This window comes from Pseudomonas sp. WS 5021, from assembly GCF_012985535.1.
Classification (GTDB): domain Bacteria; phylum Pseudomonadota; class Gammaproteobacteria; order Pseudomonadales; family Pseudomonadaceae; genus Aquipseudomonas.
Map to the genome: position 1 here is coordinate 438,035 of NZ_JAAQWP010000005.1, position 15,809 is coordinate 453,843.

At 64.4% G+C, this 15,809-nt stretch carries 14 protein-coding genes and 1 pseudogene; 9 read left to right on the top strand and 6 right to left on the bottom strand.

Annotation, left to right across the window (positions count from 1 at the left end; genetic code table 11):
* Nucleotides 1-304: 304 nt before the first annotated feature.
* The 3 genes from HBO19_RS18455 to HBO19_RS18465 are packed head-to-tail and all read right to left on the bottom strand — an operon-like array spanning nt 305 to nt 3,619.
* A complete protein-coding gene (locus tag HBO19_RS18455) occupies nt 305-1,363 on the bottom strand; it encodes an ABC transporter substrate-binding protein (RefSeq protein WP_169955294.1) in 1,059 nt (352 codons plus the stop codon).
* A gap of 20 nt (nt 1,364-1,383) precedes the next feature.
* On the bottom strand, nt 1,384-2,448 hold the full coding sequence (locus HBO19_RS18460) for an ABC transporter substrate-binding protein (RefSeq protein WP_170058033.1): 1,065 nt from the start codon (nt 2,446-2,448) through the stop codon (nt 1,384-1,386).
* Between the two features lie 19 nt (nt 2,449-2,467).
* Nucleotides 2,468-3,619, bottom strand: a complete 1,152-nt coding sequence (locus HBO19_RS18465; protein WP_169955292.1) for an LLM class flavin-dependent oxidoreductase — start codon at nt 3,617-3,619, stop codon at nt 2,468-2,470.
* 412 nt (nt 3,620-4,031) lie between these two features.
* Here HBO19_RS18465 and HBO19_RS18470 point away from each other — a divergent pair, with 412 nt between their 5' ends.
* The 3 genes from HBO19_RS18470 (at nt 4,032) to HBO19_RS18480 (ending at nt 7,811) form a co-directional block, all read left to right on the top strand.
* A complete protein-coding gene (locus HBO19_RS18470; RefSeq protein ID WP_154842703.1) occupies nt 4,032-4,472 on the top strand; it encodes a cytochrome c in 441 nt (146 codons plus the stop codon).
* A 3-nt stretch (nt 4,473-4,475) separates the two neighbouring features.
* Nucleotides 4,476-5,897, top strand: a complete 1,422-nt coding sequence (locus HBO19_RS18475) for a cbb3-type cytochrome c oxidase subunit I (RefSeq protein ID WP_170058034.1) — start codon at nt 4,476-4,478, stop codon at nt 5,895-5,897.
* A gap of 72 nt (nt 5,898-5,969) precedes the next feature.
* The gene (locus HBO19_RS18480) at nt 5,970-7,811 is read left to right on the top strand and encodes a VWA domain-containing protein (RefSeq protein WP_170041585.1); all 1,842 of its coding nucleotides are present in this window, start codon (nt 5,970-5,972) and stop codon (nt 7,809-7,811) included.
* Here the strand turns inward: HBO19_RS18480 and HBO19_RS18485 are convergent.
* Nucleotides 7,805-8,005, bottom strand: a complete 201-nt coding sequence (locus tag HBO19_RS18485; protein WP_170058035.1) for a protein DnrP — start codon at nt 8,003-8,005, stop codon at nt 7,805-7,807. The two genes, HBO19_RS18480 and HBO19_RS18485, sit on opposite strands and share 7 nt — an antisense overlap.
* Nucleotides 8,002-8,703: a Crp/Fnr family transcriptional regulator gene (locus HBO19_RS18490; RefSeq protein ID WP_170041583.1), complete on the bottom strand. Its 702-nt coding sequence runs from the start codon at nt 8,701-8,703 to the stop codon at nt 8,002-8,004. Before HBO19_RS18490 ends, HBO19_RS18485 begins: the two co-directional genes overlap by 4 nt.
* A gap of 513 nt (nt 8,704-9,216) precedes the next feature.
* On the opposite strand from HBO19_RS18490, the gene HBO19_RS18495 reads away from it, so the two are divergent.
* Together HBO19_RS18495 and HBO19_RS18500 are read left to right on the top strand one after the other, a co-directional pair.
* Entirely contained in the window at nt 9,217-10,404 is a 1,188-nt protein-coding gene (locus HBO19_RS18495) for an NnrS family protein (RefSeq protein WP_170058036.1), read from the top strand.
* A gap of 10 nt (nt 10,405-10,414) precedes the next feature.
* Entirely contained in the window at nt 10,415-10,846 is a 432-nt protein-coding gene (locus HBO19_RS18500) for a hypothetical protein (protein WP_169955287.1), read from the top strand.
* Between the two features lie 40 nt (nt 10,847-10,886).
* Here HBO19_RS18500 and HBO19_RS18505 read toward each other — a convergent pair.
* Nucleotides 10,887-11,324, bottom strand: a pseudogene (locus HBO19_RS18505) (hemerythrin domain-containing protein); the annotation flags it as partial.
* Between the two features lie 190 nt (nt 11,325-11,514).
* Between HBO19_RS18505 and norR the strand changes: the two are divergent.
* The 4 genes from norR to glp all read left to right on the top strand — a co-directional run bounded on the left by norR (nt 11,515) and on the right by glp (nt 15,659).
* Complete coding sequence (gene norR, locus HBO19_RS18510; RefSeq protein ID WP_170041580.1) at nt 11,515-13,032, top strand: nitric oxide reductase transcriptional regulator NorR; 1,518 nt, start codon at nt 11,515-11,517, stop codon at nt 13,030-13,032.
* A 100-nt stretch (nt 13,033-13,132) separates the two neighbouring features.
* Complete coding sequence (pdxH, locus tag HBO19_RS18515; protein ID WP_170058037.1) at nt 13,133-13,780, top strand: pyridoxamine 5'-phosphate oxidase; 648 nt, start codon at nt 13,133-13,135, stop codon at nt 13,778-13,780.
* A gap of 92 nt (nt 13,781-13,872) precedes the next feature.
* Complete coding sequence (gene moaB, locus HBO19_RS18520; RefSeq protein ID WP_169955283.1) at nt 13,873-14,427, top strand: molybdenum cofactor biosynthesis protein B; 555 nt, start codon at nt 13,873-13,875, stop codon at nt 14,425-14,427.
* Entirely contained in the window at nt 14,424-15,659 is a 1,236-nt protein-coding gene (gene glp / locus HBO19_RS18525) for a gephyrin-like molybdotransferase Glp (RefSeq protein WP_169955282.1), read from the top strand. Before moaB ends, glp begins: the two co-directional genes overlap by 4 nt.
* Nucleotides 15,660-15,809: the final 150 nt, after the last annotated feature.

The following is a 15,809-nucleotide window of genomic DNA, read 5'->3' on the forward strand; positions in this document are numbered from 1 at the left end:
AAATCTCCCCCGGAAAAGTGTCCTTGAAGGGGCTAGAGCAGAGATCGTGCCAATCCCGATACGTGTATTTATGTTATTGATATTTAAGGATAAAAAGTTTTTGTTTGGACGTGATTAAACGCGGCGAATCCGGGCTGTCGAGGATCCAGCAAAAACTGCGTGGCCAGTGCTGCTGGAGCAGCACAGAAAGTGCTGCGTGGCCAACACTGTAGGAGCCGGCTTGCCGGCGATGGCGCCCTTGAAAGCACTGCATCACTCAGGGGCGTCATCGCCGGCAAGCCGGCTCCTACAGGGGTTGAGGGGGTCAGACTGCGACGCGGGAGGTGGAGCCGATGACTTTTTCCAGCACGCTGAAGTCGATCCAGTCGCGCACATCGAAATGCCGTGGGATGAAGTGCCAGCGATGCAGGAAATCGGTGAAGTCCTGCAAGGCCTCGATCGAGCGAGAGTCCAGGGTGGTGCGCAGCCGCCGATGGGCATCCTCGCCATAGGCCGCCGTCACCCAGTACTCGCTGGTGTTCAGCTCCTGGGCGAGAAAGCGCCGGGTCTCGTCGGGATTGGCCCAGGCCCATTGCTCGGTGCGCAATACCGTATCGACAATCTTCACGCTGGCATCGAAATGCTCGTGCAGCAGGTGGGTATCTACCGTCAGCGTACGCGGCGTGCCGTTGTTGCTGCGGATCAACGGGTCCGGGTGGGAGCCGGTATCGACCACCACATGCAAGCCGAACTCATTGGCCAGGTGTACGGCGTGGGCGCCCTTGAGGAAAATCGCATCGATATCGCCGCGCAGCAGGCCGATCAGCTCGTTGTTGCGCCGGCTGAAGCGGCTCACCCCGAGGCTGGCCGGGGTGCCGTACACGTACTGGGTCTGGTTGTCGCTGTAGGTGCCGCCGTAGGGATAGTCCACCAACTCCACATCCGCCACGTTCAGGCCTTCGAGCTTGAGCGCGTTTTCCAGGCCGCGCAGGGCCTGGGCGCGGGTGAAGTCGATCTGCACGTTGGCCCACTTGGGCAGGCCGAAGCGCCGGTTTTTCAAGTCGCGCACGCTTCTCACGCCGCTTTCGGCGGTGGTCAGGATCAACTGCACCTCATCGCTCCACGACAGCCCCAGCACACGGGTCTGGACCCCGCTGGAGTAGGCCCAGATCGCCGGTATATTGCCGCCGTGGCGCACCGAGTTCTTCAGGTGATGGTCGTAGTGGGCTTCGCGTACTTCGCGCTCGGTGGACTCGCGCAGGGATTGGATATTGGTGCCAAATGGCTGGAAGGCTTCGGCCAGTCGCCCGGACTGCACCGCAATGCCAAGCCCGGTGGGCACCGGGCTGTGGGTGTACCAGAGAGTATCGAGTGGTTTGCTCATAAAGGTCTTCGTTCAAATCCCTATGCCCTGTAGGAACCCGGCAAGCCGGGCTCCTGCAACGATGTCAGGTGGTTGAGGGGCCGCGCATCGATCCAGGCGCGCACATCAAAGCTGTTGGGGATAAAGCGCCAGCGGTGCAGGAACTGCACAAAGTCCTGCAGCGCGGCAATCGCCTGTTCATCCAGGGCCGTATGCAGCCGCAGGTGGGCATCCTCGCCATAGGCGGCGGTGACCCAGTATTCGCTGCTGTTGGTTTCCCGGGCCAGGTAGCGCCGTGTTTCTTGCGGGTGGGTGTGGGCCCATTGCTCGGCGCGCAATACCGAATCGAGGATACCGGTGGCCACATCCAGGTGGTTGTCCAACAGGTTCAGGTCCACCGCCAGGGTGCGCGGCGTGCCGTTGTTGCTGCGGATCAGCGGGTCCGGGTGCGAACCGGTGTCGATCACCGTGTGCAGGCCAAAGTCATGGGCGTGCTGGGCGGCGCTGGCGCCCTTGAGAAAGATCGCATCCACCTCGCCGCGCAGCAGACCGATCAACTCCAGGTTGCGTTCGGCCAGCGGCGCAGAGACCTGCGTGCCGGCGATGTTGCGCACCGGGCTGTCGCTGAAGGTGCCGCCATACCGGAAGTTCACCAGCTTCACATCGCCGACCTGCAAGCCTTCCAGCGACAGGGCATTTTCCAGGCCGCGCAAGGCCTGGGCGCGGGTGAAATCGATCTGCGCGCCGGACCAGTCGGGCAGGCCGAAAGTGCGGCCCTTGAGGTCCTTGACCGTTTGGATGCCGCTGCCCCGGCGGGTCAGGATCAGTTGCACTTCGTCGGCCCAGGACAAGCCGATCACCCGGGTCTCGCGGCCCTGGGCACGGGCCCAGATCGCCGGGATATTGCCGCCGTGGCGCACCGAGTTGCGCAAGCTGTGATCAAAGTGCGACTCGCGCACGGCCTGGTCGTTGGACTCGCGCAGCGACTGCACCTCGGCGCCCAGGGCGCCGACGGTCTCTTGCAGCCAGCCTTTTTGCACGGCAATCCCCAGCCCGGTGGGCACCGGGCAGCGGGTGTACCAGAGGGTATCGAGGTGTTGGCTCATTCAGGGTCTCCCGCAGCAGTCAGGCGCTGGCGCGCAAAGGTTGGGTGGCCGCCTGTCGATGCACCAGCGGCAAGACTTCCTGGCCAATGCGCAGGGCCTCTTCCAGGTGCGGGTTGCCGGCGAGGATAAAGGTCGAGAACCCGGCGTCGCGGTACTCCACCAGGCGCTCGGCAATGTTCTCGTGACTGCCCACCAGGCCCACGGTGGGCCCCGGCTTGGCCTTGGCAAACCCGGCCCACAGGTTGGGGCCGATGATCAGGTCGTCGAAGCGGTCGACATTCTGGTGATAGGCCGTCTGGCGCGCCGCACCCACCGAATCCGAACCGTTGGTGAAACCTTTGGCGAGCACGCTGCCCTGGCCTTCGAGTTTGTCGAACTGGCGGCGCAGGTCTTTCCAGGCCAGCTCTTCGGTCTCCCGGGCAAACAGGTCGACCCGCAGGCCGAAGCGCACGCTGCGCCCCTGTTTGTCGGCCAACTCGCGCACCCGCTCGATATGCGGCTTGAGCTTGTCGATGGGCTCGGCCCAATTGAGGTACACATCGGCATGCCTGGCGGCCACGTCCAGAGCGGCATCGGAGAACCCGGAAAAGTACACCCCCGGTTTGCGCTCATGGTGCAGGCCAGGGGGCAGGGCGCCGTTTTCCAACTGGTAGATATCACCGTCATAGGAGAACTTTTCCTGCTCCCACAGGCCCTGGATGATGTCGAGGAACTCCCCGGTACGTTTGTAGCGCAGGTCGTGTTCGAGGAAATCCCCATTGGCCCGCTGACTGGCCGGGTTGCCACCGGTGATGATGTTCCAGTCCAGGCGGCCCCGGCTCAGGTTCTGCAGGATCGCTGCTTGCTGCGCGGCGTAGGCGGGCAGGGTCCAGGTGGCCTGGAAGGCAATCAGGAACTTGATACGCCGGGTTTCCCGGGCCAGCGCGGCCGCGACGATCCATGGCTCGGGCCCGGTGGGCAGCAATGCCCCTTCGAAGCCGGCCAACTCGGCGGCCTTGGCCACCTGGGCGATGTAGTCGATGTAGGTGAAACCGTCCGGCTCGCCATTGGGCAAGCGCCCCGGGGCGATATGGCCGGGGCGGTATTGCGCATTGCCCCGGTTGTGTTTGTCAGTGGTCAACTGCGGACCATCGGTGCCCAGCGGCAGGCGCCAGAAAAATTCAGTGCTCATGGGTGCTCCTGATTCAGTCATGCAAGGTGCGAGGACCTGTTGCAGCAGCAAGTGCAACGGCCATGCCATGGCGGCTGCGGCCCCTGCGGGCGGGGGGATGCCTGCGGATGGGGGGCAGGAGCGATGTGGGGATTGCGTCTGTAGCAACACCTGAGCAGCAGTGGCTGTTCAGCGGGCAGCACAAAACTTTTGTAGGCGCTGGCTTGCCAGCGATGGCGGTGTATCAGTCGACACAGGTATTGACTGGGCCGCCGCCATCGCCGGCATCGCCGGCAAGCCGGCTCCTACAGGGGCACGTACGTCTCGACAATCAATACCCGACCAAAACCATCGGCATTTCTTGATCGCCATCAAGCAGCTTTTACCCCCCAGCTTTCTATCATGGCCCCTGCCAAGCAATGAGGAAGCGACCATGTCAGAGACCTTCACCAAGGGCATGGCCAGGAATATCTACTTCGGAGGAAGCGTGTTCTTCTTCCTGATATTCCTGGCCCTGACCTACCACACCGAACAAACCTTTCCCTCGCGCAGTAACCAGGACCAACTCACCGAATCGGTGGTACGCGGCAAGGGCGTCTGGGAGCGCAACAACTGCGTCGGCTGCCACACCCTGCTGGGCGAGGGTGCGTACTTTGCGCCGGAGTTGGGCAATGTGTTCAACCGCCGCGGCGGCGAGGAAGCGTTCAAGCCATTCCTGCACGCCTGGATGAAGATGCAACCCTTGGGCGTTCCCGGCCGGCGTGCGATGCCGCAATTCAACCTCAGCGACCAGGAGGTGGACGATATGGCCGAGTTCCTCAAATGGAGCTCGAAGATCAACACCAATGGCTGGCCGCCAAACAAGGAGGGCTAAGGGATGCGTACCGTCAATCCATATCTGAAATTCCAATCCCAGGCCGTGGCCAAACCCTACTTTGTATTCGCCCTGATCCTGTTCCTGGGCCAGGTGCTGTTCGGTTTGATCATGGGCCTGCAATACGTGGTCGGCGACTTTCTGTTCCCGTTGATCCCCTTCAACGTGGCCCGCATGGTCCACACCAACCTGCTGATCGTCTGGCTGCTGTTCGGGTTCATGGGCGCCGCCTATTACCTGGTGCCGGAAGAGGCCGACCGTGAGTTGCACAGCCCCAAGCTGGCAATCCTGCTGTTCTGGGTGTTCGCCGCCGCCGGCGTGTTGACCATCCTCGGCTACTTGCTGGTGCCCTATGCGGCCCTGGCCAAGCTGACCCACAACGAGTTGCTGCCAACCATGGGCCGGGAGTTCCTGGAGCAGCCGACCATCACCAAGATGGGCATCGTGGTCGTGTGCCTGGGCTTTCTCTACAACATCGGCATGACCCTGCTCAAGGGCCGCAAGACCACGGTGAGCATGGTGATGATGACCGGGCTGATCGGCCTGGCGGTGTTCTTCCTGTTCTCGTTCTACAACCCCGGCAACCTGGCGCGGGACAAGTTCTACTGGTGGTGGGTGGTGCATCTTTGGGTTGAAGGCGTGTGGGAGCTGATCATGGGTTCGATGCTCGCCTTTGTGTTGATCAAGGTCACCGGCGTCGACCGCGAGGTCGTGGAAAAATGGCTGTACGTGATCATCGCCATGGCCCTGATCACCGGGATCATCGGCACCGGTCACCACTTTTTCTGGATCGGTGCGCCCGAGGTGTGGTTGTGGGTCGGCTCGATCTTCTCGGCCCTGGAGCCGCTGCCGTTCCTGGCGATGGTGATGTTCGCCTTCACCATGGTCAAACAGCGTCGGCGCCAGCACCCGAACCGGGCGGCCACGTTGTGGGCCAAGGGCACCACGGTCACCGCGTTCTTCGGCGCCGGGGTCTGGGGCTTCCTGCACACCCTGGCACCGGTCAACTTCTACACCCACGGCACCCAATTGACTGCCGCCCACGGCCACCTGGCGTTCTTCGGCGCCTACGCCATGATCGTCATGACCTTGATCAGCTACGCCATGCCCCGCCTGCGCGGTATCGGTGAAGCACCGGATGCACGCTCGCAGACCCTGGAGATCTGGGGCTTCTGGATGATGGTCCTGTCGATGGTGATGATCACCCTGTTCCTCACCGCTGCCGGTGCCGTGCAGGTCTGGTTGCAACGCTGGCAAGTGGACGGTGTGGCGCTGCCGTTCATGGCCACCATGGACCACCTGACGGTGCTGTTCTGGGCACGGCTGGCCAGTGGCGTGGTGTTCCTGCTGGGCCTGCTCTGCTACCTGTGGAGCTTCCGGCAGCGGGGCAAAGGCTTGGACTCTGTCGCCCCCGTGCCGGCTTAAAACGTCAACGTTAATCCCCAAGAGGGCGGCCCGGCAGGTACTGCGGGCCGTTTTACGTCTGGAGCACTTCACATGGCCTTTACCCTTGAGTTGGAAGAGTGGGTCGGCAGTGTCTGGCACCGCTTTATCACCCGTCGCGCCAGTGCCGACTTCCCCGAGGCGCGGGTCGATCTGGTCGACCGCCAGCGCAGCCTGGCCCTGTTGTTCCGCGCCCTGGGCGGTGCCCATGGGATAGCCGTGGAAGCCGCCAGCGAGCGCGACCTGCTGCTGCGCCGCAACCTGTTGATGCGCATCGCCGGCACCTGCCGGCAGGCGCCCCTGGCCTCGTGCGACGGCCATCGCCTGCGCCTGCCGGCAAGCCTGGCGGTGTTTCCCTCGGTGGCCCTGAACCTGGAGCTGTACCGCTGGCTGGCGCTGCTGGCCGCCCATGCCGGGCCGATGACCCACTGGGCCCGGGATAACCAGCGCTGGACCTGGCTGCTGTTGCAGCGTTACCCGGCCATGCTCCCCAGCTATCAGCGCCTGGTGGACGCCCACCTGCAATTGCGCCCCGATCCCGCTACCCTCAACCCCGCCGAAGCCGCCGTGGAAAAGGCCTTGCGCAAGGCCCTGCGTGAACCCGGCAGCGTGCGCCAGCTACCCCGCAGCGAGCGCGCCGCCTGGCCGTTGCCGCTGTGGCTGTATCCACCCTTGCACCTGCACAGCCCACAGGCCGCAGATCAGGACGACGAGGGCGACGACCTGACGACGCGGCCTGGCGAACAACAGGGCGCGCCCAAGCAGGCCAACCGGGTCGACGACAACAGCCGCGACGGTGGCCTGTTGGTGGTGCGCCTGGAAAACCTGTTCAGTTGGACCGAGCACGTCGATCTGGACCGCTGGGCCGACGACTCCGAAGACGAAGATGCCGCGCGGGTCGCCGAAGACCTCGACCAGTTGAGCCTGTCACGCCAGCGCGTGCGCAAGAGCGGCGGGCTCAAGCTGCACCTGGATTTGCCGCCGGCCGATGTCGATGACATCCCCCTGGGCGCAGGCATCAAGCTGCCAGAGTGGGACTACCGTCAGCAGCGCCTGCAAGCCAACTTCGTCAACCTGCAACTGCTGCAACCCCGCGACAGCGCGCCCCAGCCGCTGCCGGCTCGCCTGCTGCCCCAGGCCGCGCGTTTGCGCCGCCAGTTCCAGCAACTGCGCACCGACCGCCAATGGCTGCGCCAACAGCCCCAGGGCGCGGAACTGGACCTGCAGGCGTGGCTGGATTTTTATGTCGAGCGCCAGCACGGCGCATGCGCCGAGCGTGGCCTGTTCAAGGAGCAGCGCCGCACCCGGCGCGACTTGGCTTGTTTGCTGCTGGCCGATTTGTCGATGTCCACCGACGCCCATTTGAACGATACGCAAAAGGTCATCGACGTGATCCGCGACAGCCTGCTGCTGTTTGGCGAAAGCCTGGCGGGCCTGGGCGATGCGTTTGCCTTGTATGGCTTTTCGTCCTTGCGTCGCCAGCAGGTGCGCCTGCAACAGCTCAAGTCATTCCAGCAACCCTACGACGACCACACCCGAGGCTGCATCCAGGGCCTGAAACCGGGTTACTACACACGCATGGGCGCCGCCATCCGCCAGGCCACCCAGACCCTGGGCGCCTGTAGACAACGGCGCAAACTGCTGCTGATTGTGACCGATGGCAAGCCCAATGACCTGGACCTGTACGAGGGCCGCTACGGCGTGGAGGACACCCGCCAGGCCGTGCTAGAAGCGCGGCGCCAGGGCCTGGTGCCGTTCTGCATCACCATCGATAAACAGGCCGGGGAGTACCTGCCGTACATGTTCGGTGCCCACGGCTACACCCTGATCCGCCAGCCGGAGCAACTGCCGCTGCGCTTGCCGCAGCTCTACCGGCAGTTGACCGAAGATCAGTAAAAGTCCCGGGGCAGCCAGAAGAACATCGTGATGCAGAACACCGCCAGCCCCAGGCAGAACCATTGGAAGCGCTTGAGCCGCCGCGCCTCAAGGCTGGCGGTGGAGGCGGGCAGGGGCATGGCGCAGCGTTCGCAGGCCGCGTGGGGTGGCGGGTTGGCATGCTGGCAATACAGGCAGACTCGCGCTGCGCTCATTCAAATTGCTCCAGGCGCAGGCGATCAAGAATGGCGATCTGCCGACCGTCCTGGGTGATGATTTTTTCATCGATCAACCGGCGAATGATCCGCGAGAACGTCTCCGGCTGGATCGACAAGTGCCCGGCGATCAACTGCTTGGCCATGGGCAGTTCGAACGAACTGTCGACGCTGTGCAGGCGCACCAGTTGCGTCAGCAGGTAGCGCACCACGCGGTGGGTGGCGTTTTTCAGGGACAGGGTCTCGATCTCGTTGACCCGCTGGTGCAGGCGCACACACAACTTGCCCAGCAGGGCGAAGGTCAGGCGGCTGTTGCTGTGGAGCAGGCGCATATAGGTGGCGTTGGACAGGCGATACAACTGCGTGGGGCACACCGCCTCGGCGCAGGCCACGTAGTTGGGCGTGTCCATCAGCATCATCGCCTCGGCGAAGGTCTGCCGCTCGCCGATCACTTCAAAGACCTTTTCCTGGCCGTCCGGGGTCAGGCGGTAGATCTTCACCGCGCCGGCAATCACAAAGTAAAAGCCATCGGCCGGTTCGCCCTGGCGGAACAGCGGCTCGCCCTTGTCGACACTGAGCAACTGACTGCTGGCCATCAGCTCGTCCATCTGCTCTTCGTTGAGCGGCTCGAACAGGTGATGGCTGCGCAGGATCTGATGATGCACGCGGTGCAGGACCCTCGGCGTGTCGCTGATCATACAAGCCACAACGACAGGCCACTGGCCGCCGCCATCATCGAACCGAGAATCACGAACCAGGCCAGGGGCTGGATGACTTTTTTCATGGGGACTCCGTGGGGGCAGTAATAAGGGATAACCGGCTAGAGCAAGAGCTGGGCCAAGGCACGGGCCGTGTAAAACCTGGGCTGTAGCGCCTACATGGTCAAAATGACCCTGCCTTTGTGGGTTTAAATAACCCTCTAATGGTCATTTAAACCCTCCTGGACAACGCTAACCCCCTGTAGGAGCTGGCTTGCCAGCGATGGCATCGCTGCGGTGTACCCACCAGACCGAGGTGTTTGCATCGCAGGCAAGCCAGCTCCTACAGGTGTAGGGCGGCGCACTGGGGAATTCGGCCCGGCCTTTGCAACACTGATTGCGCGACGGCCCCAAGGATATTGCGCCGCCCAGGAGCCCTGCTTGATCTGCGACAAGGGCCGGGCACGGGCAATCCCGGATGATCGGGCCGGCAATGACTTGAGGAGTGGTGGTATGCACGTGCTGGATCGACGCAAGGCCATGTCGATAACCCCGTTGTTTCGCCTGGCTTTCCGGCCATTTTTCCTCGGTGGCTGCCTGTTGGCGCTGCTGGCGATTCCCTTGTGGCTGCTGGCCCTGGCCGGCGATGCGGGCTGGCAGCCGGCGGGTGGCTGGCTGGCGTGGCATCGCCATGAGTTGCTGTTCGGTTTCGCCCTGGCAATTATCGGCGGGTTCCTGCTGACGGCGGTGCAGACCTGGACCGGCCGCCCCGGCATCAGTGGCGCGCCCCTCGCGGTGCTGGCCGGGTTATGGCTGGGCGCACGCCTGGCGTGGCTGTTCAACCTGCCATGGCCGTTGCTGGCTGTGCTGGAACTGAGCTTTCCCCTGGCGGTCGCCGGGCTGATGGGCTGGACCCTGTGGAAAGTGCGGCAACAACGCAACTACCCGATTGTGCTGGTCCTGCTGCTGTTGACCCTGGCCGATGGCCTGTCCCTGTATGGCCTGCCGCGCGGTGACGAAGGCTGGCAGCGCCAGGCGGTGTTGACCGGGTTGTGGCTGGTGGCGGCGATGATGGGCTTGATCGGCGGGCGGGTGATTCCGTTCTTCACCCAGCGCGGCCTGGGGCGCACTGAAGCAGTGAAGCCCTGGCCGTGGCTGGATTACCTGCTGTTGGCAGGCTCGGCGTTGGTGGCGCTGCTGTATGCCAGCGGTGTGGCGCTGATGCCCAGCCTTTGGGTTGGCCTGGTGTTTGCCCTGCTGGGGCTCGGTCATCTGCTGCGCCTGGTGCGCTGGCACGACCCAGGCCTGTGGCGCGTGCCGCTGCTGTGGTCGCTGCACCTGGCCTATGCCTGGCTGGCCGTGGCTTGCCTGGGCATGGCGCTGTGGCATTTCGGCGTGCCGCTGAACCCGAGCCTGGCGGTGCATGCGCTGACGGTGGGGGCGATGGGCGGGTTGATCCTGGCGATGATCGCGCGGGTCAGCCTGGGCCATACCGGCCGCCCACTGACGCCACCCAAGGGCATGACCCTGGCCTTCAGCCTATTGAACCTGGCCTGCCTGAGCCGGGTGCTGCTGGTGCTGATCTGGCCGTATGCCGCGTTGTGGCTGGCGGGCCTGTGCTGGACCCTGGGCCTGGGTGTGTATCTATGGCGCTATGCCCCAATGCTGTGGCGTGCGCGGGTTGACGGCCATCCGGGCTAGGAGAACGGGAATGCTCTATTCGTGGTTATTGATCGTGCATCTGCTGGCGGCCATCGCCTTTATCGGCACGCTGTTCTTTGAGGTGGTTATCTGGCACCGCGCCCGTGATGAGCTGGCGTGGTCGGCTCAGTTCACCAGCGACCAGGCGATTGCCCGGCGTTCGCGGCAGGTGCTGCATGGCGTGGTGGTGCTGTTGTATGGCGCGGGCATCGGCTTGGCCTGGCACTACCGCGGCGTGCTGGGCGCGCCCTGGGCCAGCCAGTTTTCGGCGATGTTGAGCCTGAAGATCGTGTTGGCGCTGAGCATCATCGGGCATTACCTGTTGCTCGCGTACTGGCTGACGCAAAAACGCCTGAGCCCGCTGCGGGCGGTGTGGATCCGCCGCAGCATCCTTGGGCATATGGTGCTGATCGTGATCCTGGCCAAGCTGATGCTGCGCTGAGTCCTGTAGGCGCGAACAAGCTCGCGCCTACAGGCAGGGGTCAGGCTGTTAGCGCACGAACAAACAACACGTCATTTTCCAGATGAATATGCTCCAGCAAATCCCCATGAAACACCTCCAGCCCGTGATACAGGGCACGCCAGGTATTGCAGGCGTCAGCGGGCGGCTGGATGCGATGGGTCAGCGCCAGCAACTGCTCCAGGGCCTGGCCGTGTTGTTCATGTTCATAGCGCATGACCTGGATCGGCGGCGCGGCCTGGGGACCCATGCCCATTTGCAGCATCGGGAACAGCACCTGTTCCTCCTTGAGCATATGGCCCTCCAGTTCCTGTTCGATATCCCGCAGCAGGTCGGCCAGGCCATTGGGGCACGCCAGGTGATGGCCGTGGACCTGCTCCACACGGCTGGCCAGGCGGATCAGTTCCGGCAGTTGCTCGCGGTGGCGAGCGTGGTAGCGCTCCAGCAAATGTTCGATCAGTTGCGCCTGGGGCAGGCTGTCCGGGGCGATGGTGTTCATCGGCTTTCCTCATCAAGTGAACAGATACACCGCTGATTGCATGCCGTGTGCCATTGCCAACCCATTGAAAAACCGCATTTAATTTTTTGTAGTGGTCAGGATCACCCTGATGCTGCACGGTAGAACCGACCATACAAGGGTAGTAATGACCATGTTGCGTGAAAGTCTGTCGGCCGACCTGATTGTCGAATTGCCCAACGCGGTGCGCCTGCAACGCCTGGTGCAGACCCTGCGCGAATATTTCCATAGCGGCGCCGTGGGCCTGTTGCGCCTGGATGGCGACGACAGCCTGCGTCCGGTGGCCACGGTGGGGCTGGTGCATGAGGCCCTCGGCCGGCGTTTTGTGATTGCCCAGCATCCACGGCTGGCGGCGATCATGGCGTCCCGCGAGCCGACCTGGTTCGAGCCCGACAGCCGCCTGCCGGACCCGTACGACGGGCTGCTGGACACCCAGGTCGGCGAACCGCTGCCGGTGCATGACTGCATGGGCGTGAGCCTGTTCGTCGAAGGCCGGCCCTGGGGTGCGATTACCCTGGATGCCCTGCACGCCGGGACCTTCGACGCCAATGCCCGCGAGCAGCTCAAGCGTTGTACGTTGCAGATCGAGGCTGCGGTGCGGGTCACGCGGCTGGAGCAGGAGAACCGCAGCCTGCGCCTGTCACGCCATGAACCGCTGGCGGGTTTGCCCAGGGTCGAAGATGGCGAAATCCTCGGCCAGAGCCCGGTCCTGCACCAGTTGCTCAACGAGCTGGATGTGCTCGCCGATTCGGACCTGCCGGTGTTGCTGCTTGGCGAAACCGGGGTCGGCAAGGAGCTGTTCGCGCGGCGCCTGCATCGCCTGTCGCGGCGCAGTAAAAAGCCGCTGATCCAGGTCAACTGCGCGGCGCTGCCGGAGTCGTTGGCCGAGAGCGAGTTGTTCGGGCATGTCAAAGGCGCGTTCTCCGGCGCCACCAGCGACCGCGCCGGGCGTTTTGACGCGGCCAACGGCGGCACGCTGTTCCTCGATGAAGTGGGCGAGTTGCCGTTGAGTGTGCAGGCCAAACTGCTGCGCACCTTGCAGAACGGTGAGATCCAGCGCCTGGGCGCCGACAAGCCGTTGCATGTGGATGTGCGGATCATCGCCGCCACCAACCGCCACCTGCCCGAGAGCATTCGCCAAGGGCTGTTTCGCGCCGACCTGTACCACCGCCTGTCGGTGTACCCGGTGCCGATCCCGGCATTGCGCGAGCGCGGCCACGATGTGCTGCTGCTGGCCGGGCACTTCCTGGAGCTCAACCGCGCGCGCCTGGGCCTGCGCGGCTTGCGCCTGTCACCGGCAGCCGAGCAGAGCCTGCTTGGTTATGCCTGGCCGGGCAATGTGCGCGAGCTGGAACACGTGATCAGCCGCGCTGCCCTCAAGCAGTTGAGCCGTGGCGGCAATCGCAACCAGATCATGACCCTGGAAGCCGAGCTGCTGGATCTCGACAGCGCCACCTTGGCCCAGGCCCCTGTGCCTGAAGTGCCGGCGCCAGCATTCCAGAGCTTGAGCGATGCGGTGGACGACTGCCAGCGTCAGAAGGTGCGCCAGGCGTTGAGCCTGTCTGGCGATAACTGGGCCAGCGCTGCACGCATGCTGGGCCTGGACTCCAGCAACCTGCACAAACTGGCGCGGCGCCTGGGGCTCAAGTAGCCGGGCTGCGACCCCATGCCGCGGCGCGCAGTTGATCGCGATCAAGGTGCGCAGGGCGTCGGCTGATCAGACTGTGGCGAATTGACCGGAGGTTTGCCCCATGCCCCTTTCCCTGGCGCAGATGCGCCGCAACTACACCCTGTACGGTTTGCGGGATGACCTGGTACAGGACGATCCCCTCGTGTTGTTCGGCCAGTGGCTGGAGCAGGCGCGCAAGACCGAAGTGGCGCCGGTGGAGGCCAACAGCATGGCCCTGGCCACGGTCGATGCCCAGGGCCGTGCCCATTGCCGGATCCTCTTGCTCAAGGGCTTTGGTGCCGAGGGCTTTACCTTTTTCGGCCACTACCAGAGCGCCAAGGGCCAGGAACTGGCGAGCAACCCCAGCGCGGCCATGACCTTTTTCTGGCCCGGCCTGGAGCGCCAGGTACGCATCGAAGGCACGGTCGCACGCCTGGCGCCACAGCTGTCCGACGAGTATTTCCACTCGCGGCCGCTGGCCAGCCAGATCGGCGCCTGGGCGTCGCCGCAAAGCCAGCCCCTGGCCCATCGCGCCGAGCTGGAAGGGCACCTGCGTGATGTCACCCAACGCTTTGCCGGGCAATCACCGCCGCGCCCGGCAGAGTGGGGCGGCTATTGCCTGCAACCCGAGCGCGTGGAGTTCTGGCAAGGCCGCCCCGACCGCCTGCACGACCGCCTCGACTATCGCCGGCACGACGACACCTGGCAGCGCAGCCGCCTGGCCCCCTGAATCCGCCTAGAGGTACCTCCTCGGAGGAATAGGCCCGCCGGCCTTTGCGGTGCAGGCTGGGGCCATTGCTCATTTATCCCGGGATTTTCACCATGGCACATCTGACTCAACGCAATTTTGTCTCACTGAATATCGCCGTATTGACCATCAGCGATACCCGCAACTTTGACAACGACACCTCCGGGCAAACCCTGTGCGACCGCGTGCAAGGGGCCGGGCATGCGCTGATCGACCGGGCCCTGGTGGTGGACGACATCTACCAGATCCGCGCGCGGATTTCGCAATGGATTGCCGACCCCCAGGTGCAAGTGATCCTCACCACCGGCGGCACCGGCTTTACCGCGCGCGATAACACCCCGCAAGCGGTGCTGCCATTGCTGGACAAGCATGTCGAAGGCTTTGGCGAGCTGTTTCGCCAGGTGTCCCTGCAAGAGATCGGCATGTCGACCCTGCAATCGCGTGCCCTGGCCGGCATGAGCAATGGCGTGCTGGTGTGCTGCATGCCCGGCTCGCCCGGGGCCTGCCGCACGGGCTGGGACAAGATCCTCTTGGGGCAGCTGGACAGCCGCACCGGGCCGTGCAACTTCGCCCCGCACCTCAAGGCCCAGGCCGCGCAAGCGCTGGAACCCTGCGAGGCGCGGTCATGAGCACCTCGGTGTGTGAAAGCGGCGAACTGATCCCGGTGGACGAGGCCATCGAACGCCTGTTGGCCCAGGCACCCCCTCCACCGTCCACCCAGCAAGTGAAAACCGCCCAGGCCCTGGGCCGGGTGCTGGCCAGCGATATCTTTTCCCCGGTCAACCTGCCGGCCTGGGACAACAGTGCCATGGACGGCTACGCGCTGTGCGCCGCCGACCTGCCGGCCGAGGGCGGCTACCTGCGCCTGGCCGGGCGCATCGCCGCTGGCGAGGGCGCAGCCACAGCGTTGAGCAGTGGGCAAACCATGCGCATTTTTACCGGCGCACCCTTGCCGGCCGGGGCTGACACCGTGGTGCCCCAGGAGCGTTGCCGGGTCTACGGCCAACGCATCTGGTGCCCGCCGATGCGCACTGGCGAGCATGTGCGCAAGCAGGGTGAAGAAGTGACCCAGGGCGCCTTGCTGCTGCCGGCCGGCAAGCGCCTGCGCGCCCAGGAACTGGGCCTGCTGGCGGCGGCCGGGCTGGCCCAGGTCAAGGTCTATCGGCCGTTGCGGGTGTGCCTGTTGAGCAGCGGTGATGAACTGCGCGAGCCGGGCGATCACCTGGCGCCGGGGCAAATCTACAACAGCAATCGCCATTGCCTGGCCGCGCTGCTGCAAGGCTGGGGCGTGGAGGTACATGACTATGGGGTGATGGCCGACGAACTGGCCGTCAGCCGCGATGCGTTGACCCTGGCGTCCTCGGAATGCGACTTGCTGCTGACGTCTGGCGGGGTGTCGGTGGGCGAGGAAGATCACCTCAAGCAGGCGATCAAGGAGCTGGGGCGCGTTGATTTCTGGCGCCTGGCAATCCAGCCGGGCAAACCCCTGGCCTTTGGCGATGTGGCCGGCAAACCGTGGATCGGCTTGCCCGGCAACCCTTCGGCGGCACTGATTACCGCGTTGGTGGTGGTGCGCCCGTTCCTGTTGCGCGCCCAGGGTGTGACTGACGTCACCCCGGTGCCGATGCTGCTGCCCGCCGACTTTACCTGGGCCCAGCGCAACCGCCGCCGCCAATACCTGCGCGCACGCCTGACCCCGGGCATCGACGGCCAGGCGCGGGTCACGCTGCACCCCCGGCAAAGCTCGGCGATGCTCAGCGCCGCGTGCTGGGCCGATGGCCTGGCGATTGTGGAGCGTGAGCAGTTGGTGGAGAAGGGCGGGCTGGTGCGGTTCGTGTCTTTTGCCGAACTGATGCAATAACTGCCAGCGGTGCCGATGGTGGTGATGGTCAATGTGGGAGCGGGCTTGCTCGCGATAGCGGTGGATCAGTCAACATTTAAATTGCCTGACACACCGTAATCGCGAGCAAGCCCGCTCCCACACAAGCCCGCTCCCACAAGGGATATGCGG